The organism is Halobaculum sp. CBA1158 (assembly GCF_021431925.1).
In the GTDB taxonomy this organism is placed as follows: Archaea; Halobacteriota; Halobacteria; order Halobacteriales; family Haloferacaceae; genus Halobaculum.
Genome location: NZ_CP090371.1, coordinates 1,360,467 through 1,387,394, shown reverse-complemented (window position 1 = coordinate 1,387,394; position 26,928 = coordinate 1,360,467). Strand labels below are relative to the sequence as shown.

At 69.6% G+C, this 26,928-nt stretch carries 22 protein-coding genes; 17 read left to right on the top strand and 5 right to left on the bottom strand.

Features of this window, described 5'->3' with window-relative positions; all coding sequences use genetic code 11:
* The first annotated feature begins 39 nt into the window (after positions 1 to 39).
* The 3 genes from Hbl1158_RS07310 to Hbl1158_RS07300 all read left to right on the top strand — a co-directional run bounded on the left by Hbl1158_RS07310 (position 40) and on the right by Hbl1158_RS07300 (position 4,138).
* Complete coding sequence (locus tag Hbl1158_RS07310; RefSeq protein ID WP_234299387.1) at positions 40 to 2,124, top strand: Ig-like domain-containing protein; 2,085 nt, start codon at positions 40 to 42, stop codon at positions 2,122 to 2,124.
* A gap of 69 nt (positions 2,125 to 2,193) precedes the next feature.
* Positions 2,194 to 3,531, top strand: a complete 1,338-nt coding sequence (gene hmgB, locus Hbl1158_RS07305; RefSeq protein ID WP_234299386.1) for a hydroxymethylglutaryl-CoA synthase — start codon at positions 2,194 to 2,196, stop codon at positions 3,529 to 3,531.
* A gap of 145 nt (positions 3,532 to 3,676) precedes the next feature.
* A complete protein-coding gene (locus Hbl1158_RS07300; protein ID WP_234299385.1) occupies positions 3,677 to 4,138 on the top strand; it encodes a thioredoxin family protein in 462 nt (153 codons plus the stop codon).
* A 3-nt stretch (positions 4,139 to 4,141) separates the two neighbouring features.
* Here Hbl1158_RS07300 and Hbl1158_RS07295 read toward each other — a convergent pair whose 3' ends face one another.
* Positions 4,142 to 4,861 (bottom strand): helix-turn-helix domain-containing protein, encoded by a 720-nt coding sequence (locus Hbl1158_RS07295; protein ID WP_234299384.1) that lies wholly within the window; start codon positions 4,859 to 4,861, stop codon positions 4,142 to 4,144.
* A gap of 114 nt (positions 4,862 to 4,975) precedes the next feature.
* On the opposite strand from Hbl1158_RS07295, the gene Hbl1158_RS07290 reads away from it, so the two are divergent.
* Positions 4,976 to 5,614 carry a metal-dependent hydrolase gene (locus Hbl1158_RS07290; RefSeq protein ID WP_234299383.1) on the top strand — a complete coding sequence of 213 codons (639 nt, stop codon included), beginning with the start codon at positions 4,976 to 4,978 and terminating at the stop codon, positions 5,612 to 5,614.
* Positions 5,615 to 5,702: 88 nt separating this feature from the next.
* Positions 5,703 to 6,284 (top strand): GNAT family N-acetyltransferase, encoded by a 582-nt coding sequence (locus Hbl1158_RS07285; protein WP_234299382.1) that lies wholly within the window; start codon positions 5,703 to 5,705, stop codon positions 6,282 to 6,284.
* 27 nt (positions 6,285 to 6,311) lie between these two features.
* Here the strand turns inward: Hbl1158_RS07285 and Hbl1158_RS07280 are convergent, their stop codons facing one another.
* On the bottom strand, positions 6,312 to 6,935 hold the full coding sequence (locus Hbl1158_RS07280) for a transporter (protein ID WP_234299381.1): 624 nt from the start codon (positions 6,933 to 6,935) through the stop codon (positions 6,312 to 6,314).
* 138 nt (positions 6,936 to 7,073) lie between these two features.
* On the opposite strand from Hbl1158_RS07280, the gene Hbl1158_RS07275 reads away from it, so the two are divergent.
* From Hbl1158_RS07275 to Hbl1158_RS07265, 3 genes are all read left to right on the top strand, one after another.
* Entirely contained in the window at positions 7,074 to 8,303 is a 1,230-nt protein-coding gene (locus tag Hbl1158_RS07275; protein WP_234299380.1) for an amidohydrolase family protein, read from the top strand.
* A gap of 85 nt (positions 8,304 to 8,388) precedes the next feature.
* A complete protein-coding gene (locus Hbl1158_RS07270; RefSeq protein ID WP_234299379.1) occupies positions 8,389 to 8,646 on the top strand; it encodes a glutathione S-transferase N-terminal domain-containing protein in 258 nt (85 codons plus the stop codon).
* A 58-nt stretch (positions 8,647 to 8,704) separates the two neighbouring features.
* Positions 8,705 to 9,970 (top strand): response regulator, encoded by a 1,266-nt coding sequence (locus Hbl1158_RS07265; protein ID WP_234299378.1) that lies wholly within the window; start codon positions 8,705 to 8,707, stop codon positions 9,968 to 9,970.
* Between the two features lie 57 nt (positions 9,971 to 10,027).
* Here the strand turns inward: Hbl1158_RS07265 and Hbl1158_RS07260 are convergent, their stop codons facing one another.
* Complete coding sequence (locus tag Hbl1158_RS07260; RefSeq protein ID WP_234299377.1) at positions 10,028 to 11,014, bottom strand: transcriptional regulator; 987 nt, start codon at positions 11,012 to 11,014, stop codon at positions 10,028 to 10,030.
* A gap of 158 nt (positions 11,015 to 11,172) precedes the next feature.
* Between Hbl1158_RS07260 and Hbl1158_RS07255 the strand changes: the two genes are divergently transcribed.
* Positions 11,173 to 12,528, top strand: coding sequence for a tRNA(Ile)(2)-agmatinylcytidine synthase (locus tag Hbl1158_RS07255; protein ID WP_234299376.1), 1,356 nt, complete (start codon positions 11,173 to 11,175; stop codon positions 12,526 to 12,528).
* Positions 12,529 to 12,547: 19 nt separating this feature from the next.
* Here Hbl1158_RS07255 and Hbl1158_RS07250 read toward each other — a convergent pair whose 3' ends face one another.
* Entirely contained in the window at positions 12,548 to 13,639 is a 1,092-nt protein-coding gene (locus tag Hbl1158_RS07250; RefSeq protein ID WP_234299375.1) for a pyridoxal-phosphate dependent enzyme, read from the bottom strand.
* A gap of 605 nt (positions 13,640 to 14,244) precedes the next feature.
* On the bottom strand, positions 14,245 to 15,201 hold the full coding sequence (locus tag Hbl1158_RS07245; protein ID WP_234299492.1) for a succinylglutamate desuccinylase/aspartoacylase family protein: 957 nt from the start codon (positions 15,199 to 15,201) through the stop codon (positions 14,245 to 14,247).
* A 127-nt stretch (positions 15,202 to 15,328) separates the two neighbouring features.
* Here Hbl1158_RS07245 and Hbl1158_RS07240 point away from each other — a divergent pair, with 127 nt between their 5' ends.
* From Hbl1158_RS07240 to Hbl1158_RS07205, 8 genes are all read left to right on the top strand, one after another.
* Positions 15,329 to 16,426: a M24 family metallopeptidase gene (locus tag Hbl1158_RS07240; protein WP_234299374.1), complete on the top strand. Its 1,098-nt coding sequence runs from the start codon at positions 15,329 to 15,331 to the stop codon at positions 16,424 to 16,426.
* A 64-nt stretch (positions 16,427 to 16,490) separates the two neighbouring features.
* Positions 16,491 to 17,849 carry a hypothetical protein gene (locus tag Hbl1158_RS07235; RefSeq protein WP_234299373.1) on the top strand — a complete coding sequence of 453 codons (1,359 nt, stop codon included), beginning with the start codon at positions 16,491 to 16,493 and terminating at the stop codon, positions 17,847 to 17,849.
* 125 nt (positions 17,850 to 17,974) lie between these two features.
* The gene (locus Hbl1158_RS07230) at positions 17,975 to 20,239 is read left to right on the top strand and encodes an NADP-dependent malic enzyme (protein WP_234299372.1); all 2,265 of its coding nucleotides are present in this window, start codon (positions 17,975 to 17,977) and stop codon (positions 20,237 to 20,239) included.
* Between the two features lie 154 nt (positions 20,240 to 20,393).
* On the top strand, positions 20,394 to 22,049 hold the full coding sequence (locus tag Hbl1158_RS07225; protein ID WP_234299371.1) for an ABC transporter substrate-binding protein: 1,656 nt from the start codon (positions 20,394 to 20,396) through the stop codon (positions 22,047 to 22,049).
* A gap of 6 nt (positions 22,050 to 22,055) precedes the next feature.
* Positions 22,056 to 23,048 carry an ABC transporter permease gene (locus tag Hbl1158_RS07220; protein ID WP_234299370.1) on the top strand — a complete coding sequence of 331 codons (993 nt, stop codon included), beginning with the start codon at positions 22,056 to 22,058 and terminating at the stop codon, positions 23,046 to 23,048.
* Positions 23,045 to 24,118: an ABC transporter permease gene (locus Hbl1158_RS07215; RefSeq protein WP_234299369.1), complete on the top strand. Its 1,074-nt coding sequence runs from the start codon at positions 23,045 to 23,047 to the stop codon at positions 24,116 to 24,118. The genes Hbl1158_RS07220 and Hbl1158_RS07215 overlap by 4 nt, the downstream gene beginning before the upstream one ends.
* Positions 24,119 to 25,384 (top strand): ABC transporter ATP-binding protein, encoded by a 1,266-nt coding sequence (locus Hbl1158_RS07210; RefSeq protein WP_234299368.1) that lies wholly within the window; start codon positions 24,119 to 24,121, stop codon positions 25,382 to 25,384.
* A complete protein-coding gene (locus tag Hbl1158_RS07205; protein WP_234299367.1) occupies positions 25,377 to 26,834 on the top strand; it encodes an ABC transporter ATP-binding protein in 1,458 nt (485 codons plus the stop codon). Before Hbl1158_RS07210 ends, Hbl1158_RS07205 begins: the two co-directional genes overlap by 8 nt.
* The last annotated feature ends 94 nt before the right edge of the window (positions 26,835 to 26,928 follow it).

Here is a 26,928-nt window from a genome sequence, read left to right as displayed (position 1 = left end):
TCCCATTCCTTTTTAGCGTTCCGACGGGTAGCGGTGCGTATGTCACGGGGGGGATCCGACGGGTCACCGGAGCGCGAGCGCGCCGTCACGGTGCAGATCGGTGCGGTGATCCTCTTCGGGTTCCTCATCGTCGCCCTCTCGACGTATCAGGCGACGGTCGTCCCCGACCAGAACCGCGAGGTCGAGTTCCTCCACAACCAGGAGGTGCAGACCGACATGGTCGAGCTGTCGAACGGTATCGTCGCGACCGGCCGGACCGGCGACGCCACGCCGACGACCGTGTCGCTGGGGACTCGCTACCCGAGCCGGGCGTTCTTCGTGAATCCGCCGCCGGCCTCCGGAACGCTACGGACGAACGGATCGACGCCGAACGCGACGCTGGAGGGCGTCGAGGTGGTCGGCGACTCGGAGGCGAACGACTACTGGGGCACCGCGGGCTCGTTCGACACCCGCTTTCTCACCTACGAGCCGCGGTACAACCTCTACCGCGAGGCCCCGACGACGCGGTACGAACCCGGCGGCCTCCGCAACGAGTTCCCCTCGGGCCGCTCGCTCAACGTCACCGACCAACAACTGATCGACGGCGACCGCATCACGCTGGTGCTCGTCCGCGGGGACCTCGACCGCAACGGCGTCTCGTCGGTCTCGGTCGACCCCTCCGCGGTCAGCGTCGTCACGCGTCGCGAGCGCGTCAACGGGACGATGGACATCACGGTTCCGACGACGCGGTCGGCAGCCGAGTGGGCCGGACCGGAGCTGTTGGACGTGGAGAATAACGGGTACGTCGAGTCGGTCTCCCCGGGACCCGTCGCTGACACCGTCACGGTCGAACTGAACGACAGTCGGAACTACTCGTTGGGGATCGCCGTCGTCGATGTTGGCCCCTCCGATCGCGAGTCGCCGGATCCGGCGTACATCGACGTCGAGCGAGCGCCCGGCACAACGTCCGTCGGCGACACCCGCGAGGTCGTCGTCGAGGTCCGAGACAGGTACGGCAACCCCGTCAGCGACGTCGCCGTCGAGGGCGAGACGAACGCCTCGGGCGAGTTGGCCGACTCGTCCGTCGTCACCGACGGCGAGGGGCGGGCGGTGTTCGAGTACACCCCCGACGCGACCGGGGACGAGACGTTGAACTTCAGCTACGACGGACTGGGCGGCTTCGACGCCTCGACGCCCGAGGACGCCGACACGACAGTCGGGGTGAACGCCGGGAGCGGCGGCGGAGACGGGTCTGCGAATGATCCCAACCCCCCGGATTCGGTCGTCCTCGTCGACTCCTATCGGAAGCAAAACGACAACTCGATCGCAGTATTAGAACTGGAGAACCGCGGTGGCCAGACGGTGAACTCCTCGCGAGCCCGGATCAACTTCTTCGCGCAGTCGGGCGGAAACAATCCCACCCAAGCGGTGGTGACGACGGCGGCTGAGTCGCCGACGCTCGACATCGGCGGTCCGTTCGAGGACGCGACCATCGAGTTCCAGCCGAACGTAACGCGGTACGTCTGTTACGACTACGACGCCGCCCTCAATCAGGACGAGTTCTTCGTCACCACCTACGAGTTCGACAACGGCCTCAACGAGCAGTACTTCGTAGGGCTGAACGATCAGCGGACCGTTTCGTGTGGGGCGGCTGGAGGAGGCGGAGGTGGCAGCACCGCCGACCTGCAGTACGTGTCCGGGAGTGGAACGACATCGAGCCCCGACGGCGACGGCTCGGGCGTCGTCTTCACGCTGGAGAACACCGCGGGACAGGAGATGGACATCACGAACCTGACCGTGGATGACACGACCAGCGGATCCACGGCTGGATACGTCGAGAACAACGGTAGTGATGGTCAGTACAACCGAGAGGCGTTCTTCAACGTCGTTGGCGATCCGACTGCCCGTAACGATCCGGAAGACGGGTACATCGAGGAGGGACCGCGGATCGACATCGGTCAGACGGCTGTGCTCGACAACCTCGCACAACTGGCGGACGGAGATACTGCCGATGTCTACCTGTACCAGTTCGTCAACGGCGGGGGGAGTCCGCGCGACCTCTCTGGTGAGACGGTAACCGTAACGGTCGGTTACGAACTTGCAGACGGGACTACCGGTACGTACACGTTCAGCTTCACCGCCTGACTGCGGATTCGACGATCGACGTATCTCACCATCGACAGACCTACAACCCAGTTCTCCGTACCGCCGTTCATGACAGCAGTCGGCATCGACGCCATCGAGATCTGGACCGGGAAGCTCAAGCTAGACCTCCCGGGGACGTTCGCGCCGGCGAAGGGCGAGGACCCGGGCAAGTACACGAAGGGGCTCGGGCTGGAGACCTCCTCGTTCCCCGACGCCTACGAGGACATCGTCACCATGGGCGCGAACGCGGCCAAGCGCCTGATCGACCGCAAGAACCTGGACCCGCAGGACATCGGCCGCATCGACGTGGCCACGGAGTCGGCGTTCGACAACTCCAAGCCCGTCTCGACGTACATCGCGGGCTGTCTGGAGCAGGTGTACGACGGCGACTTCCACCACGCGAACAAGGGCGAGCGGAAGTTCGCGTGCGTCGCCGGCACCCAGAGCATCGACGACGCGTACAACTGGATCAAGGCGGGGCGCAACCGCGGTCGCGCGGCGCTGGTGATCGCCACCGACACGGCGCTGTACGCCCGCGGCGACCCCGGGGAGGCGACCCAGGGCGCGGGCGCGGTCGCGATGCTCATCGACGAGGACCCGTCGATCGTCGAACTCTCGACCGAGCAGGGGTACGGCAGCGCCGACGAGACCGACTTCCTGAAGCCGAACCAGCAGTTCCCGAGCGTGGACGGCAAGCGCTCGATGCAGGTGTACCTCGCGCGGATGCGCGAGGCGCTGACTGACTTCGAGTCGGTCGCGTGGGACGCCCACCCCGACGACTTCGCGTACGTCCCGTTTCACACGCCGTTCCCGGGGATGGTCCGCAAAGCGGGCCTGCTCGGCTACCGCCACATGATCCGCGACACCGACATCGAGGACGCCCTCGAGGGCCGGATCGGCCGCCAGCCCCGCGAGGAGGAGTTCGACGACTGGGAGCACTACGAGGAGGCCATTCGGGCGTACATGGACGACCTGAAGGAGACCGAGGAGTACCAGTCGTGGTACGCCGACACGATCGAACCGACGCTCGACATCTCCCGGCGCGTGGGCAACTGGTACACCGGCTCGGTCCACCTCGCGCGCACCTCGGCGCTGCGCCACGCCGCTGCGAACGACATCGACCTGGAGGGGCAGAAGCTCCTCGTCGCGTCGTACGGTTCGGGCGCGCAGGCCGAGATCCACGCCGAGACCGTCGCCGACGACTGGCGCGGGGAGATCGAGGCGCTGAATCTCGAGGATCAGCTCGCGCGCCGCTACGACCTCTCGTACGACGAGTACGAGCAGGTCCACGACCGCCACAACCACGACATGGACGTGGAGCTGGAGGAGTTCACTCAGCCCGACGGCGAGTTCGTGTTCACCGGCTGGGGCCGGATGAGCGAGCGGAAGTACGACTACGTCGAGTAATCGACGCCCGTCTCGTCGGCGTGGCGATCACGGCGGCCACGACGCTCGCGACGACCCGGACCGTCGACGGTCCGGGTCGCGCGGCGGTGCGCCGACCGCACACGCGACTGCAACGCCTTTCACCCTCCGTCGCCGATCTCTGGCCATGAGCGACACCTCAGCGACCGCCGGCGGCGACGCGGCGGCGACGACGACGCCCGCCCCGCGGGACGTGGACGCGCGCGAGTTCCCCGGGGAACTCCGCGAGGCCGTCGCCGAGCACGACCTCGTGCTCGTCGACTTCTACACCAAGGGCTGCACGCTGTGTCAGAGCATCGAGCCCGTCCTCGGCAGCGTCGCCCGCGCGGCCGACGTGCCGGTGCTGCTCGTGAACCCGCAGACCGACCCCTCGCTCGTGAGCGAGCACTCGATCCGGTCGGTGCCGACGCTCGCCCTGTTCCGTGCGGGATCCGACGAGAGGGAATCCAAGACCGACCGAGGCACAGAGCGACCCGAGGGCGGCGACGAGGGAGGTCCGAGAGAGGTGGGTCGGATCGCGGACGGCTTCGTCGGGGCCGAACGGATCGTGGAGTTCGTCGAGGACGCCCGAGCGACCGCCGACTCCTGAGGCTTACAGCGACCGAAGAACCTCCAGCGCCGGCTCCAGATCCGTCGTCGAGACGGCCAGCGAGAAGCCGTCGACCCGCGCCAGCGCGGCGGCGTGATCCCACAGCGCTCCCTCGTCGAGCCCGTGGAGGATCACGGCGTTTGGTGTCGGGGTCACCACCCGCAACGCCACCAGCGGCGACTCCCCCCGGGTGACGCCGGTGAACACCAACGCGCGGTCGGTGGACTGGCCGTACAGCCGGTAAAACTCCTCCGAGGACAGCGACGTGATCGCCTCGATGGAGTTGATCACGGTGTGGCCGTTGACCGTGTCGCGTTCCCCGGGCGCGATCTCGGTGGCGTCGAGCGCCTCGTACACCCGTTCGGTGGGGACGGCGGCGGGGTACTCCCGGATGTCGCGGACGATGTCGGACTCGAATCCGGCGCTGACGACGCGGGCGTACTGGCGGATGCGTGCGCCCCCGCGCGCAGCGTCGATGTCGAGCAGTCCCGTGACGACCCGCGAGACCAGGCCGATCCCCGGCGACTCCCGGCGGCCGCTCTCGTAGTCTGAGATCACCGACGAGGAGACGCCCAGCTCGCCGGCGAGTTCCGTCTGTGACACCCCGAAGTCGGTCCGCCACTTCCGGAGGGTCGCCCCCGGGTCCGACGAGAGGGTGATCTCGCCGGCGATCCGGCGGGCGAGCTCCGCGCGCGCGCCGTCGTCGTCCTCGCCCACGCTCATTGCCGGCGGGAGGAGGGACGACCGTGTAAGCGTGTCGGAGACCGGTCCCGGGCCGCCGCGGTCGCGACCGAACTCGCCGAAACGACCATGTCGCCGCCGGCCCTGGAGCGTGGCGTGCCCTCGACGATCGTCCACCTGGGGCTGGCGGGACTGCTCGCGGCGGCGCTCGTGCGGGACGACCACTTCGGCCGACGGGCGGTCGCGGTCGTCCTGATCGCGGCCGCGCTTCCGGATCTCGACTCGTTCCTCTCGCCGGTGCTCGCGGGCGCACACCGGGCCGTCGGCCACAACCTGATCCTCCCTGCGATCGCCGCGGCGGTGCTCGCGTACGACACGCGCGTCCGAGCAGAGTCGTGGATCCTCGCCCGGTTCGGGGCGTCGGGCGCGGGCGTGGCCTGGGTCGCGATCGCGGCGTTTTCGGTCGCGGGCGTCGGTCTCGACTACGCGTTCAACGGCGTCAACCTCCTCTGGCCGATCCACGACCGATTCTACACCCTCAAGGGACGGGCGGTCCTCTCGAACCAGCGCGGGTTCGTCCAGACGTTCGTCGAGTTCGCGCCCGAGTCGGAGCCTGAGTCCGTGCGGACGACCGACAACACCCATTACGTCACCGGCGTCGACCCCTCCCCCGGGGCCGAGCCCGAGGACGTGGAACGGGTGTTCCCGCTCGCCACCTCGGGGTGGCAGCTCCTGATCGCCGCGACCGGCTACGGCGTCCTCGCCGCGCGGTTCCTCCGCGAGGCGCGCGAGTGAAGCTCGCGACCGGACGCCCGTGACCACCCCCGTCGCGACCGCGAGCAACATCCGCGGGGTTGATTCGCTCGGCGGCGAACGGGTCGACATGAACGGATCCGACGAGGGGAGCGCGGCGACCGTGCGGCCGTACCGCGCCGGCGACGCCGACGCGCTGTGGGCGCTCAAGCGCGGCTTCGAGACCGGACTGGGAGCGGGAACCGGCGGCGACGGGAAGGCGGAGCGCTACGCGGCGAAGCTCACCGACGAGTACCGCCGGCGCTGGCTCGCGTGGGTCGACCGCTGCGTGGACGAACAGGCCGCGACCGTGACGGTCGCGGCGGTAGACGATAACCGAGACGGGGATGGAAGCGATGACCGCGACCGCGACGCCGACGGTGAAACGCACACCGCCGCCGGCGACCTCGCCGGGTACGTGTTCGTGCTCCCGGAATCGTTGTCGTTCGTCTGGGACGCGGCCGTGCTCAACGAGGTGTACGTCCGGCCCGAGTACCGCGGGACCGGCGTCGCGGACGACCTCATGGCGGCGGCGTTATCGGTCGCCCGCGAACAGGATCTCCCGCTGGATCGCATGGTCCTCGACGTGGACCGCGAGAACGACCGCGCGCGGGCGTTCTACGACCGGTACGGCTTCGAACGCTGGGGCGAGATGGTCGCGCGCGACCTCTGAGACCCCGCCTCGACGGCCGACGCGCGCTCACCTCGAGACCGCGAACGACCCGATCGCCCCGCCGATACCGCCGAAGACGGCGGGGTACACGACGCCCGCGAGCAGCGCGGCGGTGACGTACTCCGGGTGGACGCTGCCCGCGTCGCCGGCCCCGTAGGCGAACGCGAACGCGCCGACGACCGCCAAAAGGAAGTACGCCGGAACGACGCCGAGGGCGGCGACTGCGCCGTCGGCCGGGTCGTCGGCCCCGCGGAGGGCCGCGACGGCGACGCCGGCCGCGAGCAGCGCGACCGGCGGGACGACGTACAGGTACGCGAGGTTCGCCTCGGCGGTGGCGAGGAAGTTCGTCGAGCGCGTTCCGCCGCCGAACGACGGCGACACGGTCGCCACGAAGTGGGCGTTGTAGAAGTACCAGCCGACGCCCTGCCAGGCGGCGATCCCCTCCCCGCCGAACAGCTCCGCGAGGAAGTTGAGCCCCGAGAGCCGGTCGCGGACCGCCCCGGCCTGCGTGACGTACGTCGCGAGATACCCCAGCAGGTACGCCCCGACGCCCGCGGCGGCACCGCGAACGAACGCCACCCGGTCGACGACGCCGGATTCCCGCCCCGATCCCGCCTCGACACCGCCGCCTCGATCCGGTCCCTCTCTCATGGTTCGTGAGACTCCGCCGGTGAAACAAACCCCTTGTGGCCGACGTGTCGACGCCGCGACCCGATCGCCCGGCGAGAGGCGGGTCACGCCGGGGGCGGATTCGCAACCCTCTTTCGACGCCCGGACCGAGCGATCGGTATGCTTCTGCGGAACGCGACGCTCGCCGACGCCGCGGGCGTCAGGGACGGGGACCTCCGGGTCGCGGAGGGCCAGATTGCGGACGCCGGCGACCTCACCCCCCGCGGCGATGAGGCGGTCGTCGACTGCGAGGGCCGGGCGATAGTCCCGGGGTTGGTCGACGCCCACGTCCACCTCTCGCTGTCCGGTGAGCCGAGCGTCGAGGACGTGGTCGGCATGAGCGACGCCGAACTGGCGCTGGTCGAGGCGCGGAACGCGCGGGCGACGCTTGCGGCCGGCGTCACCGGGATCCGGGCGATGGGCGCGCGCGACGTGGACGTGCACGTCCGCGACCGCATCGCCGCCGGTGACCTGCCCGGCCCGCGGACTGTGGCGAACTGCCGGTCGATCACCGCCACCGGCGGTCACGGCCACCACCTCGGACGCGAAATAACGGGCGTTGACGACGCCCGAAAGGCGGTCCGCGAGCAGGCCAAGCGGGGCGCGGAGTTCATCAAGTTCATGGTGACCGGCGGGGTGACGACGCCCGGCACCGACCCCGACGCGGTCGCGCTGACCGACGCCGAGGTCGACGCGCTGGTCGAGGAAGCCCACCGTCACGGGATGCACGCGGCCACCCACGCCCACGGCGCGGCGGGCGTGAAGGCGGCCGTCGACGCCGGCGTCGACACCGTCGAGCACGGCACGTTCCTCGACGACGACGCGGTCGACGCGCTCGTGCGTGAGGACGTGACGCTCGTGCCGACGCTGTCGGCCCCGTACCGGATCGTCCGCAACGTCGAGGCGGCGACGGCGGACGTGCGTCACAAGACCGAACGAGTGTACGAGCGCCACATCGAGTCGTTCCGCCGGGCCGTCGAGGCGGGCGTCCGGGTCGCCGGCGGTACCGACGCGGGGACGCCGTTCAACACCCACGGCGCGAACGCGTCGGAGGTCGGATTCATGGCCGACTACGCGATGGACCCGCTGGACGCGCTGACGGCGATGACGAAGGCGTCGGCCGACGCCGTCGGACTCGATGGTCAGGGGACTCTGGAGCCGGGAACCCACGCAGACCTGCTCGTGTGCGGGGCCGACCCGACCGGAGATCTCACGACGCTGAACGACCCGCTCGTCGTGATCAAGGGCGGCGAAGTCGTCGCCGGCGCGGACAGGGGGCTCCGTCGGGCGGTCGCCGACGCGGCGGCGACCGACCGGCCCGCCGGCGGCGTCGGCCTGACCGCCGAGTGACCGGGACACGCACCCGTCGCATCCGCGGACGCAGCGCACACCCCGACGGAGTTTAAGTCGCCGGCGGCCGTACGTCCGAGCGGAGATGTCAACACTCGTCCTCTACGAACTGGAAGGCTGTCCGTACTGCGCGAAGGTGAAGAACAAGCTGGCCGAGCTCGGCCTGGAGTACGACTCGGTGATGGTGCCGCAGTCGCACGACGAGCGCACCGAAGTCGAGGAGGTGTCCGGCCAGACCGGCGTCCCCGTCCTCGTCGACGAGGAACACGGCGTCGACGGGATGCCGGAGTCCGACGACATCGTCGAGTACCTCGAGGAGACGTACGGCGGCGCGGCGGCGTAACGGGGTCGATCGACCCCGGTGGCGGGGATTTTTACCGGATGCGACAGTAGTCATGCAGGTGCAGACATCGCTCGGAGGTGAGGTCGCATCGGTCCAGCGCGTGCTAGTCGTCGACGACGAGCAGGCGATGATCGACCTCGTGACCGAGCGATTGACCCGCGATCTCGACGGCGTCTCGGTGTCTGGAACGACCGACCCGGCGGAGGCGATCGAGTCGATCGAGCGAGGGGACAGGAGCTGTCTGGTCTCCGATTACGACATGCCGGGAATGGACGGGCTGACGCTGCTCCGGCGGGTCCGTGAGATCGACGACCGCGTGCCGTTCGTGCTGTTCACCGGTCGAGGCAGCGAGGAGATCGCCAGCGACGCGATCTCCGCCGGCGTCACCGACTACGTCCAGAAGGGCGGGTCCGAGTCGTTCACCGTCCTCGCCAACAGCATCGACCGCGCGCTCTCGCGCCGGCGCGTCGAGCGCGAACGCGAGGCCGCCAGACGGTCGCTCGCGGCCAAGGACGCGACCCTGGAGTCGCTGTTCGAGTCGATCCCCGCCCCGACGCTCGTCGTCGACGCGGGGGATCCGACGATGCCGGTCGATCAGGTGAACCCAGCGTTCACGCGTCGGTTCGACGCGGCCCCCGAGCGAACGATCGGCACGCCGGTCGCGACGCTCGTGGACACGGTCGGTGAGAGATCCATCGAGGGGATCGTCGACGGCGAGTCCGGTCGCCAGACCGAGCTGACGTGTCGGACGGCCGCGGGCGAGCGCGAGTTCCTCGCGACCGTCGTCCCCGCCGGCGGCGACGGCGACGAGCAGTACGTCGTCCTGACCGATATCAACGAACAGAAGCGAGTACAGCGTGCGCTCGCTGACCTCCACGAGGCGACACAGCGGTTCCTCGCGGCCGACGACCCCAGGGAGATCGAGCGGATCGCGCTGTCGGCGGCCGCGGACGTGCTCGGATTCCCGTACAACGGGGCGCGCCGCTACGACGCCGAGACCGACCGACTGGTCCCCAGCGAGACGACGTCGAAAGCGGCGGACCGCTACGATCGGTCCAGAGCGGCGTACGAGCGGGATGACACCGAGGCGACCCACGCGTGGCGGGCCTTCGACGAGGGGGAACCGGTCACCGTGGGGGCGCAGTCGGACATCCAACGGGAGGGCGTCGCGAGCAAGGTGTATCTCCCGGTCGGCGAGTGGGGCGTGCTCACGCTGTCGGATCCGAACCGGGACCGGATCACAGAGACCGAAGAGTACCTGGGGAAGGTCCTCGGGTCGAACACGGCCGCCGCGCTCGCGAGTGTGAACGAGACCGCCGACTGACGGTCGCAGCCGCATGGGACACGTCGTCGACGGACTCGCCCCGCAGCCGGGGCGACCTCACGCCTCGGCCGGCTCGTCGGAGCGCTCGCGGATCAGCTCGCGGATGCGCTCGGGGTCGTCGGCGCGCGAGAGCTCGACCATCGTGACGATGGCGGTGCCGTCGACGGTCTCCTCCTTGGGCTCTTCCTCGTCGCCCTCGGTGAAGTACACCGCGCGGGTGCCGGTGACGCGGCCGAGCGACCCCATCAGCTTCGCGCGCTTCTGGGCCGTCCGAGTGAACGGAGAGTGGCCGGTGAGCAGCGTGAACTCGACGCGGGGTTCGGCCTCGTCCTCCCCGACGGCGGTGAAGGGGGCCCGCTGGGTGGGATGAACCGCGAACCCGGCGCGCGAGAGGACGCCGTACACGTGTTCGTCGTCGGGATCGGCCTCGGGCGGCTCGGGCGTCGGGTCGGCGTCGCGGACCTCCTCGGCACCCTCCATCACGCGGACGGGGTCCGAGAACGGGCGGTCGAACAGGTCCTCCAGTTGGACGGCGACCTCGACGGAGGCGTTCATCCCGTCCTCGTACTTGGCGACGGTGCGGCGGGAGACGCCCAGTTCGTCGGCGAGGCGGCCGAGGCTCCAGCCGCGCTCTGTGCGCTCCTCCGCGACGGTCTCGCCGTCGATGTTGACGTACAGCCCGCCCGGGGCCGCGTAGATGAGCGGGGGAACCTCCTCGATGACGAGGTCGTACAGCGTGTCGGGGTGGATCGCCGGCACGCCGTGGCGGAAGTAGACGACGCCCGGCTTCAGGTCCTCGTCGCGGGTGCGCAGGCCGACGACGATGGGCGTCGCCGAGAGGTACTCCCCCAGCCGGCGCATCTCCGCGCCCGTCGCCCGGTCGAAGGCGTCGACGTTGCCGAGGACCTTCACCAGCAGGAGGTCCTCGCCGCGCCGTGCGGCCACGTCGAAGCTCTTGGGCCTGACCGCACAGCGGTCGCTGACGAGGAACTCCGCGTCCGCGAGCATCGCGGTGACGTTCCCTACCAGCGCCTTCCGGGACATACCGTGAAGTAAGCGACTCGGTACTTAAATGGATTGTGCCGCCCAATCGAACAGGTTTCCGACCGCCGTCCCGCGGTCGTCACCGGCGACGGGGCGAGAAGTCCCACAGAACGGGCCGACGCGAAAGGCACAATTCCGGTCGGCGTCTCCGTCCGCGTGTGACGGTCATCGGCCTCGACGACACCGACTCCCGGACCGAGGGGATGTGCAGCACGTACCTCGCGGCGCTGCTCGCCGAGGCCGTCGAGGACGCCGGCGGCCGCGTCGGGCGTCGCCTGCTCGTCCGCCTCAACCCCGCCGTCGAGCACAAGACGCGGGGGAACGCCGCGCTCGCGCTGCACGCCGACATCGACCCCGAGACGACGCTGTCGCTCGCGACCGAACTGGTCGAGGAGTACGCCGTCGGCGACGACCCCCGGACCTCCCCGGGCGTCGTCGTCGCCCCCGGCGACCCCGAGGACGTACCCGATGGGGTCGTCGACTTCGCGCGCGAGGCGGTTCGGGAACTCCACGGCCTCGATGCGGCCCTCGCGCTCGCCGACGAGGCGGGGTACGAGACGCGCGGGTGGGAACCGGACGGCGACAGCGACGGCAATAGCGGCGACAACAGCCATGACGATGCCGGCGACGACGCCGTCGTCGGCCGGGGACGCATCGGCGCGCTCGCGGCCGTCGGCGCGTGGCGGGCGTTCGACGACTGGACCCACGAGCGCATCTCCTACCGTGAGTTCCACCGCTGCGGCACCCCTCGCGAGGTGGACGAGGCGAGCGTCTTCGCGGCGGCCGAGGCCGGCTATCCCGCGGTCTGGGACACGGTCGACCGAGGCGAGCGCGAGGCGGTGTGCGTCCCGAGCGCGCCGGGGCCCATCCTCCACGGGATCCGCGGCGACGGCCCCGACGCTGTCGCCCGTGTCGCCGCCGACATCGAGAGCGAACCCGTCGAACGAGCCGCGACGTTCCTGACGAACCAGGGAACCGACGCCCACCTCGTCGCCGGCGAAGTGGGCGATCTGCGCGACGGCCGGTGTTACCGCGTCGACTGCGCTGTGACGGAGGAACCCGAGACCCGCCGCGGCGGCCACGTCTTCGTCGGCGTCGGCGACCCCTCACGCCCCGACCGCGCGGGCGACACCGCCCTGGAGTGCGTCGCCTTCGAGCCCACGAAGCGCTTTCGCGGCCGCGTCCGGGCGCTGCGCGTCGGCGACCAACTCACCGTCTGCGGCGAGGTCGCCGAGGGGACGCTGAAGCTGGAGAAGTTCGCCGTGCGCGACCTGGTGGAGACCGAGCCCGTCGTCCCCGACTGTCCGGAGTGCGGCCGGTCGATGGAGTCCGCCGGCGCGGACCAGGGCTACCGCTGTCGCGACTGCGGGACGAGCGCGCCGGGGAAAGTCGACTCGCCCTTGGCTCGCGACCTCGAACTTGGGTGGTACGAGGTGCCGCCGTGCGCCAGGCGACACGTCAGCAAGCCACTAGTGCGCGGTGGGTTCGACGCGCCCGTTCACCCGGAGCGGTAGTGCGGTCCGCGGCGACGGCTCACGCCTTCAGCCCGCTCCCGGTCAGCGGGACCACCACGTCGTCGTCGCGGGCGATGACGCCTCGCTCGCGGTACGCGCGCAGGGCCGCCGGCGCGACGGCGCAGGTGGGTTCTGTGTAGAAGCCCGCCGCGTGCAGGTCGGCCAGTTCCGACTCGACGGCGGTCTCGTCGACGGCGATCGCGTCGCCGTCGGTGTCGTCGATCGCCGCGAGGATCTGGTCGCGCCGGACCGGCCGGGGGATCTGGATCCCGTCGGCGGCGTCGTTGTCGCCCGCGGCGGCGTCCTCGCCGTGGATAGCGGCGACGATGGGCGCGTGCCCCGCCGCCTGCGCGCCCAGCAGTCGCGGCATCCCGTCGGTCCAGCCGGCGTCCCGCAGGGCGCGAAAGCCGCGGTACGCGCCCAGGAAGAGCGTTCCGTGCCCCAGCGGGAGCACCACGGCGTCGGGGACCGACCAGTCGCGCTGGAGGGCTATCTCGTAGGCGACCGTCGCGGTCCCCGCGAAGAACGCGGGGTTCCAGGCGTGGCTGGCGTACCAGCCCGCGTCTTCGCCCGACTCCACGGCCGCGATGCAGGCGTCGGTCGTCGCCTGGCGCGGCCCCGCGGTCTTGACGGGGGTCGCGCCGGCGCGGCGGATCGCCCGGAGTTTGGTCTCCTTCACCGACGCCGGAACGTAGATCTCGGCGTCGATACCGGCCCGCGCGGCGTAGGTCGCGATCGCCGCGCCGGCGTTGCCCGAGGAGTCCTCGACGACGGTGTCGACGCCGAGCCCGGCCGCACGCGACACGGTCGTCGTCGCGCCGCGGTCCTTGAACGACCCGGTGGGGAACACGTACTCCAGTTTGAACTCCGCGTCCCAGCCGTCGGCGGCGACGAGCGGCGTCATCCCCTCGCCGAGGGTGACGCGCGGGGACTCGGGGACGAACCCGCCGAACGACCAGAGGCCGTCGCGAGCGTCGAAGGCCTCCGGGTCAGGCGCGGGGCCGTCGGGAAGCGGTCGGTCGGCGTACTCGAGCGCGTGTCCGCACTCGCAGCGCCAGCGGTCGGCGTAGGCGGCCCCGCACTCGGGGCAGCGAAGCGACGGAGCGGTCACGTGTAGGCGGGGGCGGGCGAGCGACCAGTATGTGACGGTTCGGGTGCCGGACGGTGGCTGCCGGCCGCGGACGCTCGCGAAGGGGTCCGGGCTGTCGCGATCGGTCCCGGGTTGTCGCGATTGGTCCCGGGCTGTCGCGACCGGTCGCAGACGCGTCGTCTGCGAGCCGCGGTTGCTAGTCCTGCTCGCCTGACTGACGCCGTTGCAGTCGGTCGATCCCCAGCGTCGTCAGCAGGAAGATACAGCCCAGATACAGTAGGGACTGCGGACTCGTGATAAGGGAGTTGCTATACCCGAGTACCGTGCCCAGATATCCGAGAAGCGACGCCGTCCATCCGAATCCCGTTACTCCGGCGACCCGGTCGAGCGCCCCTTCGTTCGTGCTGCCGTTTTGGTTTACTGACATGGATTGTCACGCCCTGCGTAGGACGTGCTTACCGAAGCCGGGGCATGAAGGTATCTTCAATCTAACAGTTTCTTGGGGCCGTTCGGCGACCGCTGTCCCCGCGAAAGGTTCCGGATACGTGCCGTGAAACGTGCCGGATACGTGCATCGTCCGCACGGTCGATGCGACCCCGGAGGCGATGCCCGTCGGCCCGTCGGGATCAGAACTCGTCGACGTCGGTCCCGACCGAGCAGACGTACTCGCCGGTGGCGACCTGTGGGAGGCGGCGCGAGCGCCAGAATATCCCGTCGCTGTCGGCTGTGACGCGCCCCTTCAGCGCGCCGAAGGCGTCGGTGACCTCGAACAGCGTCTCGCCGCGCTCGACGCGGTCGCCGAGCTCCTTCTCGTAGGTGACGAGGCCGCCGGCGGGCGAGCCGTACTGGTCGAACCCGGAGGCGCGCGTCTGGAGGTCCCGGTCGACGTCGCCGTCGAGGAAACCGTAGTACCGGAGCACGCGGAACATGCCCTCGACGCCGATCTCGATGGACTCCTCGTCCCAGCCGACGCAGCCGCCGAGTTCGGGGTCGATCGTCGGGATGCCCTCGTCGGGGGCCGTGCGAGCCAGTTGGCCGTCCGGCCCCTTCTGGTCGAGGACGTGGCCGGTGCCGAACACCTTCGCCAGTTCCAGGCACTCGCGGTGAAGGCGGTGCCGGGGACCGCACCGGACCCGCACCTCGTTTATCATCCGCGAGGTGGAGCCCTGGTGGAGGTCGACGACGAGGTCGGCGCGCTTGGCCGCCTCGAATGTCGCCGCGGCGATCCGCTCGGAGGCGGTGCCGTTCGCGTCGCCGGGGTACGCCCGGTTCATCTTCGTGTCGTCGATCGGGTTGCGGTGTTCGGCGACCTGGAAGGCGTGGTAGTTGACGATCCCGACGACGAGGATCCGTCCGGCGATCGCCTCGGGGTCGAGCTGCGGGACGAACCGGTTGATCACCCCGAGTCCGTTGAGCTCGTCGCCGTCGCTGACCGCCTGAACGTACAGCGTCTTCCCGTCCTCGGCTCCGTTCAGCACAGCGACCGGGAGGCCGACGGTCGACCCGTCGCGGGTCTCGCCGACCTCCAGCCGGCCGGTGTCGAACTCCCCGGGGGGCGCGCTCGCGCTCCCGAGCGTCGTCATCATTTGTCCTGCTATTCGGGTATCCCCTCTTTAGGGGTTCGGTCCCGGACCCCGGAGCGCGCGGCCGCGTCGCCCCCCGACTCGCGCGTGTCGGGGGATTGAAGCACGCCCGAGAGCACCGCCGGATATGGTCGACATCGCGGAGCGCGAGGATCGCTTGGAACGCTTTCTCGCCGAAGAGGGGTACGAGGCGGTCTGGTTCGCGCGACCGAACGCGTTCGCGTGGCTCACCGGCGGCACCAACTGGGTCGACGCGACCGCGGACGCGGGCGACGCCGCGGTCGGCTACCTCGGCGACGGCGAGTGGACGGTCGTCACGAACAACATCGAGGCCGAGCGGATCGCCGCCGAGGAACTGCCGGCCGAACTGTCGATGTCAGTCGCCGCAGACGACTGGTACGAGGCGGACCTCGCCGGCTCGGTCGCCGCGCGGTCGCCGACGCCCGCGGCGGCGGACTTCGACGTGGCCGGACTCGACGACGTGAACGCCACGCGTCTGCGCCTCAGGCTGAGCGACGAGGACCTCGCGGCCTACCGCGACCTCGGCCGCGAGGTCGCGCTGGCGGTCGAGACCGTCTGCCGGGAGCTGCAACCGGGCGACACCGAACACGAGGTCGCCGCCGGCCTCCGGATATCGCTGGCCGGTCGGAACGTCGACGCGCCGGTGGTGCTCGTCGGCGGGAGCGAGCGAGCGTCCGAGTACCGCCACCCGACGCCCACCGACGCCGCGCTCGGCGAGTACGCGCTGGTGATCGTCACCGCGAGGCGCGGGGGACTGCACGCCTCCTGTACCCGGACGGTCGCGTTCGACCCGCCCGAGTGGCTCGCCGACCGACACCGCGCGGCCCAGCGCGTGGAAGCGCGGGCGCTGGCCGCGACTCGGGCGGCCGCCGGACGCGACGACGCCACCGCGGGCGACGTGTTCTCGGCGATCCGCGAGGCGTACGCCGACGAGGGCTACGAGGGCGAGTGGCGGGAGCATCACCAGGGCGGCGCGACGGGCTACGCCGGCCGCGAGTGGTTCGCGACGCCCGGGAGCGACGCGCCGGTCGCGGACGGAGCGGCGTACGCGTGGAACCCCACGGTCCAGGGGGCCAAGAGCGAGGACACCGCCTACGTCACGGCCGAGTCGGTCGAGGTGCTCACCGACACGGGGCGCTGGCCGACCGAGACGGTCGACGTCGACGGGGTGACGATCGAACGGCCGGCGATCCTGGAGAGCTGACCCCGGATACCGTCGGCCGCCGAGCGACGAAAAGTTTCATTGTCCGATACAGTAATCAGCCGGCATGTCCTCCTGGTACGGCGTCGACGCCGTCGACGACGCGATCGACGCGACGCGGGGGTTCCTCCTCCCCGCCACGATCGGCCGCTGGGTCCGCGTGGCGATCGTGAGCCTGTTCGCCGGCGGCGGTGGCGGCGGCGGCCTCCAACTCGTCAGTAACGGGACGAACATCGCGGCACAGTACGCCGGAAGCACCACGCAAGGTGGCTCCGCCGCCGGAACGACCGCTGTAGTCACCCTGCTCGCGTCGCTTCCGCTGCTCGTCGGCGACGCCCTCGTCGGGGCCGCACCGATCGCGTCCCTCCCGCCGGCGCAGTTGGGGCCGATGGGCGTCCCCGAGGCGTTCGCCGCCGTGGGGCTGCTCGCGGTCGTCGCGGTGCCGGGCGTCGTGCTCGCCGGCGTGATACTGTCGCCGATCTTCGAGTTCGTCCTCGTCGATGGGATCGCTCGCGACGAACTCCGCCTGCTGGGCGACCTGCGCCGACACCTCGTCAACGGGCTCCGGTATCTCGGCTTCCAGATCGGGCTCGGCGCGGCGTTCGTCATCCCGCCGGCGGCGGTCGTCGCGGCGCTGGTGTTCGCGAACGTCGACGTGGAGTCGGCGGCGTCGCGGCCGGCGGTGCTCGTCGCGGTCGCCGTCGTCGCGGTCGCGTACTTCCTCGCGTACCTGTTTCTCGCGCGCTTCACCCGGGAGTTCGTCGTGCCGGCGATGGTCGCCGACGGCGGCGGCGTGATCGACGGCTGGCGGCGCGTCTGGCCGCTCCTTCGAGGGGACCTGAAGCAGACCGTCGTCTACCTCGTGATGCACGCGCTCGTGGGGATCGGCGTCTCGATCGTCTCGTCGATCCTGTTGGTGCTGGGGCTGCTGGTCGTCGCGCTGATCGCCGGGATCGTCGGCTTGGCCGTCGGCGCGGTCGCCGGCCAGGCCGGCTCGATCGGAGTCGGAGGCGGTATCGGCGTCGGCGTCGTCGCGGCCGCCGTCGTCGGTGTCCCGCTGTTCGTCGTCTGCGTCGCGCTCCCCGTCCGGGTGCTGACGGTGACGTACACCCGTTCGTACGAACTCGCCGCGCTCGGCCGGTACGCGGACGGACTCGATCTGGTCGCCAGCTACCGCGGGGACGACGATGACGGGGACGACGTGGCCGCACAGCTCCGCGGCGACGACGGTGACGGTCCAGACGGTCCCGGAGGAATCGGCGACGCCGATACGGACGACGACCGCGACGACGCCGCCGAGGGAGACTTCGGTGGGTTCGTGTCTGCGACGCGGGACGAGGACGGCGAAGTCGGCGAGGACGACGAGGACAGTACCGGCGAGACCGACGACGACGCGACCGACGGCCGGTCGAGACGAGGCAACTAGCGACTCGGCGAAACGTGACGACCGGAAACCGGAACCGGTTGCCGAGATCCGGGACGATCGGAGGGACGACGCGCCGACGACTGTCCGCTCGGTAGCTTTTTCCCCGATCCTGCGGTCGCGACGGTATGGGACTAGACGACGACGCGCGGGAGTATCACCGATCGGACCCGCCCGGCAAGATCGAGATATCGACGACGAAGCCGACGAACACCCAGCGTGACCTCTCGCTGGCGTACTCGCCGGGCGTGGCCGCGCCGTGTCGCGACATCGACGAGGACCCCGAACGGGCCTTCGAGTACACGGCGAAGGGGAACATGGTCGGCGTCGTCTCGAACGGGTCGGCGGTGCTGGGCCTCGGCGACATCGGGGCGCAGGCGTCGAAGCCGGTGATGGAGGGCAAGGGCGTCCTCTTCAAGCGCTTCGCCGACATCGACGTGTTCGACATCGAGATCGACGAGGACGACCCCGAGGGGATCATCCGCACCGTGGCGGCGATGGAGCCGACCTTCGGCGGGATCAACCTCGAGGACATCAAGGCCCCGGAGTGCTTCGTGATCGAGGAGACCCTCCGCGAGCGGATGGACATCCCCGTGTTCCACGACGACCAGCACGGGACCGCGATCATCTCGGGCGCGGGGCTGCTCAACGCCGCCGACATCGTCGACAAGGAGCTCTCGGACCTGGACATCGTCTTCTCGGGAGCGGGAGCGTCGGCCATCGCGTCCGCGAAGTTCTACGTCGAACTCGGTGCCGACCCGAGCAACATCACGATGTGCGACTCCTCTGGGATCATCACCGAAGAGCGCGCCGCCGCCGACGACGTGAACGAGTACAAAGCGGAGTTCGCCAGCGAACGCGACGGCGGCGACCTCGCGGACGCGATCGAGGGCGCGGACGTGTTCGTCGGCCTCTCGGTCGGCGGGATAGTCAGCCAGGAGATGGTCCGGTCGATGGCAGACAACCCCATCATCTTCGCGATGGCGAACCCGGACCCGGAGATCACCTACGAGGACGCCAAGGACGCCCGCGACGACACCGTCATCATGGGGACCGGGCGCTCGGACTATCCGAACCAGGTGAACAACGTCCTCGGGTTCCCGTTCCTGTTCCGGGGCGCGCTCGACGTGCGCGCGACCGACATCAACGAGGAGATGAAGCGCGCGGCCGCCGAGGCGCTGGCGGACCTCGCGCGCCAGGACGTGCCCGACGCGGTCGTGAAGGCGTACGGTGACCAGCCGCTGCAGTTCGGCCCCGAGTACGTCATCCCGAAGCCGCTGGACCCGCGCGTGCTGTTCCAGGTCGCGCCCGCGGTCGCGGAGGCGGCGATGGACTCGGGCGTCGCCCGCACCGAGGTCGATACCGACCAGTACGCCGAGCGGTTGGAGGCGAGGCTGGGCAAGAGCCGGGAGATGATGCGCGTCGTGCTCAACAAGGCCCGCTCGCAGCCCAAGCGCGTCGCGCTCGCGGAGGGGACCGACGAGAAGATGATCCGCGCGGCCTACCAGATGCAAGAACAGGGGATCGCAGAGCCCGTGCTGCTGGGCGAGCGCGACACCATCGAGGAGACGACCGACTACCTCGGGCTCGACTACGACCCGACGGTCGTCGACCCGGACAAGGACGATAAGGCCGATGAGTACGCCGACCGACTCCACGAACTCCGCAAGCGGAAGGGCGTCACCCGGTCGGAGGCCGGCGAGCTGATCCGTCGCGACACGAACTACTTCGGGAGCGTGATGGTCGAGCGGGACGACGCCGACGCGCTGCTCACGGGGCTGACACACCACTACCCGAGCGCGCTCCGGCCGCCGCTGCAGGTGATCGGTACCGACGACGACGCCGAGTACGTCGCCGGCGTCTACATGCTGACGTTCAAGAACCGCGTCGTGTTCTGCGCCGACACCACCGTCAACCAGTCGCCGGACGCGGAGGTGCTCGCGGAGGTGACGAAACACACGGCGAAGCTCGCACGGCGGTTCAACATCGACCCCCGGGCGGCGATGCTGTCGTACTCGAACTTCGGCTCCGTCGACAACGAAGGCACCCGCAAGCCCCGGGAGGCGGTCGACCTGCTTCACGACGACCCCGAGGTCGACTTCCCCGTCGACGGGGAGATGCAGGCCGACACCGCCGTCGTCGAGGACATCATCGACGACACCTACGAGTTCTCCGACCTCGACGGGCCGGCGAACGTGCTCGTGTTCCCCAACCTGGAGGCGGGCAACATCGGATACAAGCTGCTCCAGCGCCTCGGCGGCGCGGAGGCGATCGGTCCGATGCTCGTCGGGATGGACCAGCCGGTCCACGTCATGCAGCGCGGCGACGAGGTGAAGGACATCGTGAACCTCGCGGGCGTGGCCGTCGTCGACGCGCAGGACGAAGACGAATAACGCCGGACCGAGGGGACCCAGCGACGCCGATATCGGTTCGATCACGCCTCTTTCTTCGAGTTCCTCGATAGGACGGACGTCGCATCCGGGCGGACATATCCGAACGTGGAACCGTACCCCAGCATATAAGGGTTCGTCCGTCGTCGTACCCGCCATGTCTCAAGAGGACACCAGTAGACGGCGGTTCCTACAGGCGGCCGGTTCGGCGACCGCGGCGGTCGCGCTCGCGGGCTGTACAGGCGACGGCGACTCCACCGAGGGGACGATGACCACCAGCGCCGGCGGCACGTCCGGCGACGGCGACACGCCGGACACCGAGACCGAGACGACTGAGCGGCCGGAGCCGGAGACGCGCGACGGCTACCTCCAGCGCGCCAATCGCCACGTCCACGAGCAGGCTCCGTGGGTGTTCCTCAACCGCCAGTACTCGGTGTACGGGCAGTCCGAGGACATCGACTGGCAGCCGCGGACCGACGAGCGCGTGAGCGCGTACGCCATCGAGCCGGCGACCGACTCCGGCGACGACGTGGTGATGACGCAGTCGCAGATGGACTCCGGGCTCGACCCGCAGGACCACCGCGAGACGCCCACGGACAACATCGTCCTGCAGGCGTACGAGGGGCTGCTCCAGCGCGACCGGGAGGGCGCGATCGTCCAGAAGCTCGCGACCGACTACGAGCGCCTCGACGAGACCACCGTCCAGTTCACCGTCCGCGACAACGTCTCGTTCCACTCGGGCGACTCGCTCACCCCGGAGGACGTGGCGTTCTCGATCAACCGGATCGTCGACCCCGAGGTCGGCATCGAGTCGCCCCAGACCGACCAGCTCATCGGCGTCGACGGCGCGGAGGTCGCCTCCACCGACGACCGCACGGTGAACGTGAACCTCACCGGGCTCAACCCCATCGTGTTCGCGTCGTTCGCGACCTACTGCGACATCATGAACAAGTCGTGGGTCGAGAGCAACGACGACGCCTACATCAACCAGAACATGGAGGGGACCGGCCCGTTCGTGCTCTCCAACTACGAGCAGGGCGTCGAAGTCGAGTTCCAGCGCAACAACGACTACTGGGACGACGAGGCCGCCATCTCGACGTTCACGATCAACTCCGCCTCGGAGTCGTCGACCCGAGTCAACCGGCTCCTCAGCGACGAGACCGACATCGCGGTCAACGTTCCGCCCCAGGAGGTCTCGCGGGTCGAGGAGAACGACGGCACCAGCATCTCGGCGGTCCCGTCGACGCGGATCCTGTTCAACGCGATGCGGTACGACGTGGAGCCGTTCAGCTCCCCGGAGTTCCGCCAGGCGGTCAACTACGCGGTCGACCTCGACTCGATCGTCGAGAACGTCCTCCAGACGTTCGGCGATCCGACCGGCCAGCCGACGCTCGAGGGCTTCTTCGGGTACAACGAGGACCTCGATCCGTACCCGCAGGACCTCGATCAGGCCGAGCAGCTCGTCGAGGACTCCGGGCACGCCGGCGTGGAGATCGAACTGGTCACCCCCATCGGCCGGTACCTGCGTGACGTGGAGATCGCACAGGCGGTCGCCAACCAGGTCGACCAGCTCCCCAACGTCTCGGCGTCGGCCCGGCAGGTCGAGTTCCAGACGCTCGTCAGCCAGGTGACCACGGGCAACATCGAGGACAAGCCGCCGTGGTACCTGCTCGGCTGGGGCAACGCGACGTTCGACGCGATCCAGACTATCCAGCCGCTCCTCTCGAGCGACGGCGCGCTCACCTCCTACGAGAACGACGAGCTGGACAGTCTCCTCGAGGAGGCACAGAGCCTGCCGAGCGAGTCCAACTAGGCCACAATGGGCTACGGTCGTTTTCTTCTGAAGCGCGGCGTGCAGGGGGTGGGTGTCGTCTGGGGAGTCGTGACCGTCGTGTTCATCCTCCGATTCATCACGCCGGGATCGCCGGTCGACACGGTCGCACCGCTGGACGCGAGCCAGGCGACCCGCGAGCGGATCGCCGCGGACCTCGGGCTGAATCAGCCGTTTTACATCCAGTACCTCGATTACCTCGCGGGACTGCTCCGGGGCGACATGGGCTACTCGTACATCTCGAGCATCCCGGCGTCGACGCAGGTGTTCACGAAGCTACCGGCGACGCTCGAACTCGCAGTCGCCGCCAGCGTCGTGGCGATCGTCATCTCGATCCCGCTCGGCGTGATCTCGGCGACTCGCCGGCACCAGCCGGCCGACTACGGAGCGACGACGTTCTCGCTTCTGGGCATCTCGACGCCGAACTTCTGGCTCGGGATCATGCTGGTGCTCGTGTTCTCGGTGGAGTTCAACGTCTTCCCGACGAGCGGGCGGGCGTTCGGGTTCATGGACTCGATGCGCGCAATCACCGGACCGGAGCCGTTCTTCGGCGTCCTGACCGCGTGGCTCGCGTCGCTGTTCCTCCCGGCTATCACCCTCGGGACGTACTTCACGGCGCTGATCACCCGGCTGGTCCGGTCGGGGATGCTCGACGAGCTGTCGGAGGGGTACGTTCGCGCGACGCGAGCGAAGGGATTACCCGAGACGCTGGTCCGCTACAAACACGTGCTGCGAAACACGCTCGTTCCGGTGGTGACCGTCCTCGGCCTCCAACTGGGGACGCTCATCGGCGGCGCGGTCATCACGGAGGCGGTGTTCGCGTGGCCCGGGCTGGGCACGGAGATCATCCGCGCGATCAACGCCCGTGACTGGCCGATCCTCCAGGGGAGTCTCATCGTCATCGGGACCGGGTTCGTCCTGCTCAACATCGCGGTCGACGCGCTGTACGCGTATCTCGACCCGCGGGTGGTGGCGGAATGAAGATCGGACCGATCTCGATCTCGCCGCGCACGATCCGCAACCTCGGTACGGAGTTCCGGTCGTCGTGGCTCGCGCGTGTCGGCGTCGTGCTCGTCGTCGTCGTCCTGTTGGCGGCGACGTTCGCGCCGCTGATCGCGCCGCACAACCCGCGGACGCAGAACCTGGAGAACGCACAGCTCCCGCCGCTGGGCTTCACCGACACCGAGGAACAGACGACGACCGAGATGGTCAACGGGAGCGTCCAGACGGTGAGCGAGAACGTCACGGTGAACGCGACGGCGACGCATCCGCTCGGGACGAACTCGCTGGGCCAGGACATGCTCTCTCGGGCCATCTACGGCGCGAGGACGTCGCTTCTGGTCGGGCTGTTCGGGACGATCCTCGCGGCCGGACTCGGCGTCACCGTCGGGCTCACCGCCGGCTACTACCGCGGCCGGGTCGACGACCTGCTGATGCGCACGGCCGACGTGTCGCTGGCGTTCCCGTCGCTCGTGCTCGCGATCGCGCTCATCGGCCTGTTCAGCCGCTTCCAAGCGGACGTGGCCTACGAGCTGACCGACCCCCTCGTCTCGACTGGACTCGCCGGGTCGTTCCGCGAGGCGGTCGGGCTTCCGACGCCGATGCCGGAGACGATCGTGTTGCCGACGGTCGTCATCCTCGTCGTCGGCTTCGTCAACTGGGTGTGGTTCGCCCGCATCGCCCGCGGAGAGGCGCTGTCGATCCGCGAGGAGGAGTACGTGAAGGCCGCGCGCGCGCTCGGCGGCAGCGACCTCCGGATCGTCTTCCGGCACGTCCTCCCGAACGCGATCACGCCCATCCTCGTGCTCGCGACGATCCAGGTGGCCGCGATCATCCTCCTGGAGTCGTCGCTGTCGTTCCTGGGGTTCTCCGGAACGACGCTGTCGTGGGGCTTCGACATCGCTCAGGGACGCGATTACCTCTCGTCGTCGTGGTGGATCGCGACGGTGCCCGGCATCGCGATCGTGTTGTCGGTCATCGGCATCAACCTCGTCGGCGACTGGTTCCGTGACGCGCTCGATCCCGGTATCGAGGGCGAGGGGGGAATGTAGATGAGCGACGCCGCTCACTCCTCGGAGACGACCGACGCCGCCACCGACGGGCACGGTGCCCCGAATGGGCACACCGACGACGTGCTCCGAGTCCGTAACCTCTCGACGCGGTTCTTCACCCAGGAGGGACAGGTGAACGCGGTCGAATCCGTCGACTTCTCGGTCCGCGACGGCGAGGTGTTCGGCATCGTCGGCGAGTCCGGGTCGGGCAAGTCGGTAACCGCGCTGTCGCTCATCGACCTGGTCGACTCGCCGGGACGGGTCACGAGCGGCGAGGTCTGGTACCGCGACGGCGACCTGGCCGACGAGTTCCGCGACGACCGTCCGGAGGCCGTCGACGGCGAGTTCGTCGACACCCGCCGGCTCCCGGAGGGCGTCCGTCGCGCGCTTCGAGGTCCCGCGTTCTCGACGGTGTTCCAGGACCCGATGTCGTCGCTGAACCCCTCGATCACGGTCGGCGAGCAGATCGCCGAGGCCGTCGAGGTGCAGCGGCGCGCCCGGGCGAATCCCCGGCGCACGCGCTCGCGTACCCAGGGGTACGGGCTCGGACGCATGGTCGTGGACTCGCTGATACCGAACCGGAGTTTCACCTCCGAGTCGAGCATGAACCGCGCGATCGAACTGCTCGAACAGGTCGGGATCCCCGACCCGGCCGAGCGCGCCGAGGAGTACCCCCACCAGTTCTCCGGCGGGATGCTCCAGCGGGCGATGATCGCCCAGGCGCTGGCGGGCGAGCCCGACGTACTGATCGCCGACGAGCCCACCACCGCGCTGGACGTGACCATCCAGGCGCAGATCCTGAATCTCCTGCGCGACCTGCAGGAGGAGCAGGACACCTCCGTCGTGATGATCACCCACGACCTGGGCGTCATCGCGCGGATGTGCAACCGCGTCGGCGTCATGTACGCCGGCGAGATCGTCGAGCGCGGGACGCTCGCGGACGTGTTCGAGTCGCCGGTCCACCCGTACACCGAGGGGCTGCTCGGGTCGATCCCGGACCTCGACGATCCGGCACCCCGGCTCAACCCCATCGGGGGGAACGTCCCGTCGCTCCTGGACGAGGAGATGGGCGACCGGTGTTACTTCGCCGACCGGTGTCCGAAGGCCATGACCGACTGTCTGCACCCGATCGACGAGTACGACGCGGACGCCGGAAGCGACGACCACGCGGTCCGCTGCGTGCTCGCCGAGCGCGAGTACAGCGAGGCCGACGCGCTTCCGGCGGATCACTTCGACCGCAACACGGAGGTGCGCGGCGATGAGTGACGCCGCCCGCGACGACGAACCGCTGCTCAAGGTCCGCGACCTCAAGAAGTACTACTTCGAGAACGACACGCTGTTCGACCGCCTGCTCGGACGCGAGCCGACGAGCGTGAAGGCGGTCGACGGCGTCGACCTCGACGTTCACCGCGGCGAGACGCTCGGCGTCGTCGGCGAGTCCGGCTGCGGGAAGTCGACGACCGGCGAGACGCTGTTGCGCCTCCGCGAGGCGACCGACGGCACGGTCGAGTTCGACGGCGAGGACGTGCTGTCGATGTCGGGCGATGACCTGACCGAGTTCCGACGCCGCGCCGGAATCGTCTTCCAGGACCCGTTCTCCAGTCTCGACCCCCGGATGACCGTCGGCGACATCGTCACGGAGGGGCTGAAGATCCACAACCTCCCCGAAGAGTCGCCCGACGACGGCCGGTCGAAGCGCGAGTGGCGTCGCGACCGCGGGGAGGAACTGCTCGAACGCGTCGGCCTGAGCGCGGATCAGATCGACCGCTACCCCCACGAATTCTCGGGCGGGCAGCGCCAGCGCGTCGGCATCGCCCGCGCGCTCGCGCTCGACCCCGAGTTCATCGTGCTCGACGAGCCGGTGTCGGCGCTGGACGTGTCCGTCCAGGCGCAGATCCTCAACCTCCTGGAGGACCTGCAGACGGAGCTCGGACTGACGTACCTGTTCATCGCCCACGACCTCTCGGTCGTGCGCCACATCTGCGACCGGGTCGCCGTGATGTACCTCGGCGAGGTGGTCGAGACCGGCCCGACCGACGAGATCTTCGAGTCGCCCAAGCACCCCTACACCGAGGCGCTGCTGGAGTCGGTGCCGCGCGCGGCCGTCGAGGAGCAGGGCCGACGCGTCGACGTGCTCTCGGGCGACGTGCCCTCGCCGCGGAACCCGCCGTCCGGGTGTCACTTCCGGACGAGGTGTCCGAAGGTGATCCAGCCCGTGACCGTCGACATCCCTCAAGAGCAGTATCGAGGGGTGATGGACCTCCGAGACCGACTCGAGCGCAAGGACTTCTCCGCGGAGTCGGTCTGGGAGACGTTGCGGACCCGGCACGACGCAGACGAGGAGTTCGAGCGCGACAGGGTCGAGTTCAAGGAGTCGCTGCGCGAGGAGTTCGACCTCGGCGGGCTGTCGGGCGCGACGATGGACACCGTCGAGGACGCCCTGGAGATCCTCGCGAACGGCCGCGAGGAGGAGGCCGCCCAACGCCTCCGCGACGGCTTCTCGTCGCCGTGCGAGGAGGAGGAACCGGTCCTCACTAACGAGGAACACGCCGTCGCGTGTCACCTCTATGCCGACGAGGACTACGACGCCGACCTCGACCCGGACCGGGTCGGCGACGCGATGGGCGACATGGCCGGGATGGCTCCGCCCGACGCGGAGGCCGATCCCGATCTCTCGGAGGTGTCGGAGGCCGTCTCCGACGGCGAGGACGCCTGAAAACGGAGGTATCAGTCCGGCTCTGACCGTTTTGTCGGCTCTCTTTGTCTCCGTCGTGCTCGTACCGTCTCGACAGCAGGGAGTCGAGACGGTG

What these genes read in the sequence shown, in the direction of transcription:
- Hbl1158_RS07270 (WP_234299379.1), top strand. Translation starts at nt 8,389, where the DNA reads ATGTCAACACTCGTCCTCTACGAACTGGAAGGCTGTCCGTACTGCGCG.
- Hbl1158_RS07220 (WP_234299370.1), top strand. Translation starts at nt 22,056, where the DNA reads ATGGGCTACGGTCGTTTTCTTCTGAAGCGCGGCGTGCAGGGGGTGGGT.
- Hbl1158_RS07240 (WP_234299374.1), top strand. Translation starts at nt 15,329, where the DNA reads ATGGTCGACATCGCGGAGCGCGAGGATCGCTTGGAACGCTTTCTCGCC.
- Hbl1158_RS07260 (WP_234299377.1), bottom strand. Translation starts at nt 11,014, where the DNA reads ATGTCCCGGAAGGCGCTGGTAGGGAACGTCACCGCGATGCTCGCGGAC.
- Hbl1158_RS07300 (WP_234299385.1), top strand. Translation starts at nt 3,677, where the DNA reads ATGAGCGACACCTCAGCGACCGCCGGCGGCGACGCGGCGGCGACGACG.
- hmgB (WP_234299386.1), top strand. Translation starts at nt 2,194, where the DNA reads ATGACAGCAGTCGGCATCGACGCCATCGAGATCTGGACCGGGAAGCTC.
- Hbl1158_RS07230 (WP_234299372.1), top strand. Translation starts at nt 17,975, where the DNA reads ATGGGACTAGACGACGACGCGCGGGAGTATCACCGATCGGACCCGCCC.
- Hbl1158_RS07285 (WP_234299382.1), top strand. Translation starts at nt 5,703, where the DNA reads ATGAACGGATCCGACGAGGGGAGCGCGGCGACCGTGCGGCCGTACCGC.
- Hbl1158_RS07245 (WP_234299492.1), bottom strand. Translation starts at nt 15,201, where the DNA reads ATGACGACGCTCGGGAGCGCGAGCGCGCCCCCCGGGGAGTTCGACACC.
- Hbl1158_RS07205 (WP_234299367.1), top strand. Translation starts at nt 25,377, where the DNA reads ATGAGTGACGCCGCCCGCGACGACGAACCGCTGCTCAAGGTCCGCGAC.
- Hbl1158_RS07295 (WP_234299384.1), bottom strand. Translation starts at nt 4,861, where the DNA reads ATGAGCGTGGGCGAGGACGACGACGGCGCGCGCGCGGAGCTCGCCCGC.
- Hbl1158_RS07210 (WP_234299368.1), top strand. Translation starts at nt 24,119, where the DNA reads ATGAGCGACGCCGCTCACTCCTCGGAGACGACCGACGCCGCCACCGAC.
- Hbl1158_RS07235 (WP_234299373.1), top strand. Translation starts at nt 16,491, where the DNA reads ATGTCCTCCTGGTACGGCGTCGACGCCGTCGACGACGCGATCGACGCG.
- Hbl1158_RS07215 (WP_234299369.1), top strand. Translation starts at nt 23,045, where the DNA reads ATGAAGATCGGACCGATCTCGATCTCGCCGCGCACGATCCGCAACCTC.
- Hbl1158_RS07275 (WP_234299380.1), top strand. Translation starts at nt 7,074, where the DNA reads ATGCTTCTGCGGAACGCGACGCTCGCCGACGCCGCGGGCGTCAGGGAC.
- Hbl1158_RS07225 (WP_234299371.1), top strand. Translation starts at nt 20,394, where the DNA reads ATGTCTCAAGAGGACACCAGTAGACGGCGGTTCCTACAGGCGGCCGGT.
- Hbl1158_RS07310 (WP_234299387.1), top strand. Translation starts at nt 40, where the DNA reads ATGTCACGGGGGGGATCCGACGGGTCACCGGAGCGCGAGCGCGCCGTC.
- Hbl1158_RS07280 (WP_234299381.1), bottom strand. Translation starts at nt 6,935, where the DNA reads ATGAGAGAGGGACCGGATCGAGGCGGCGGTGTCGAGGCGGGATCGGGG.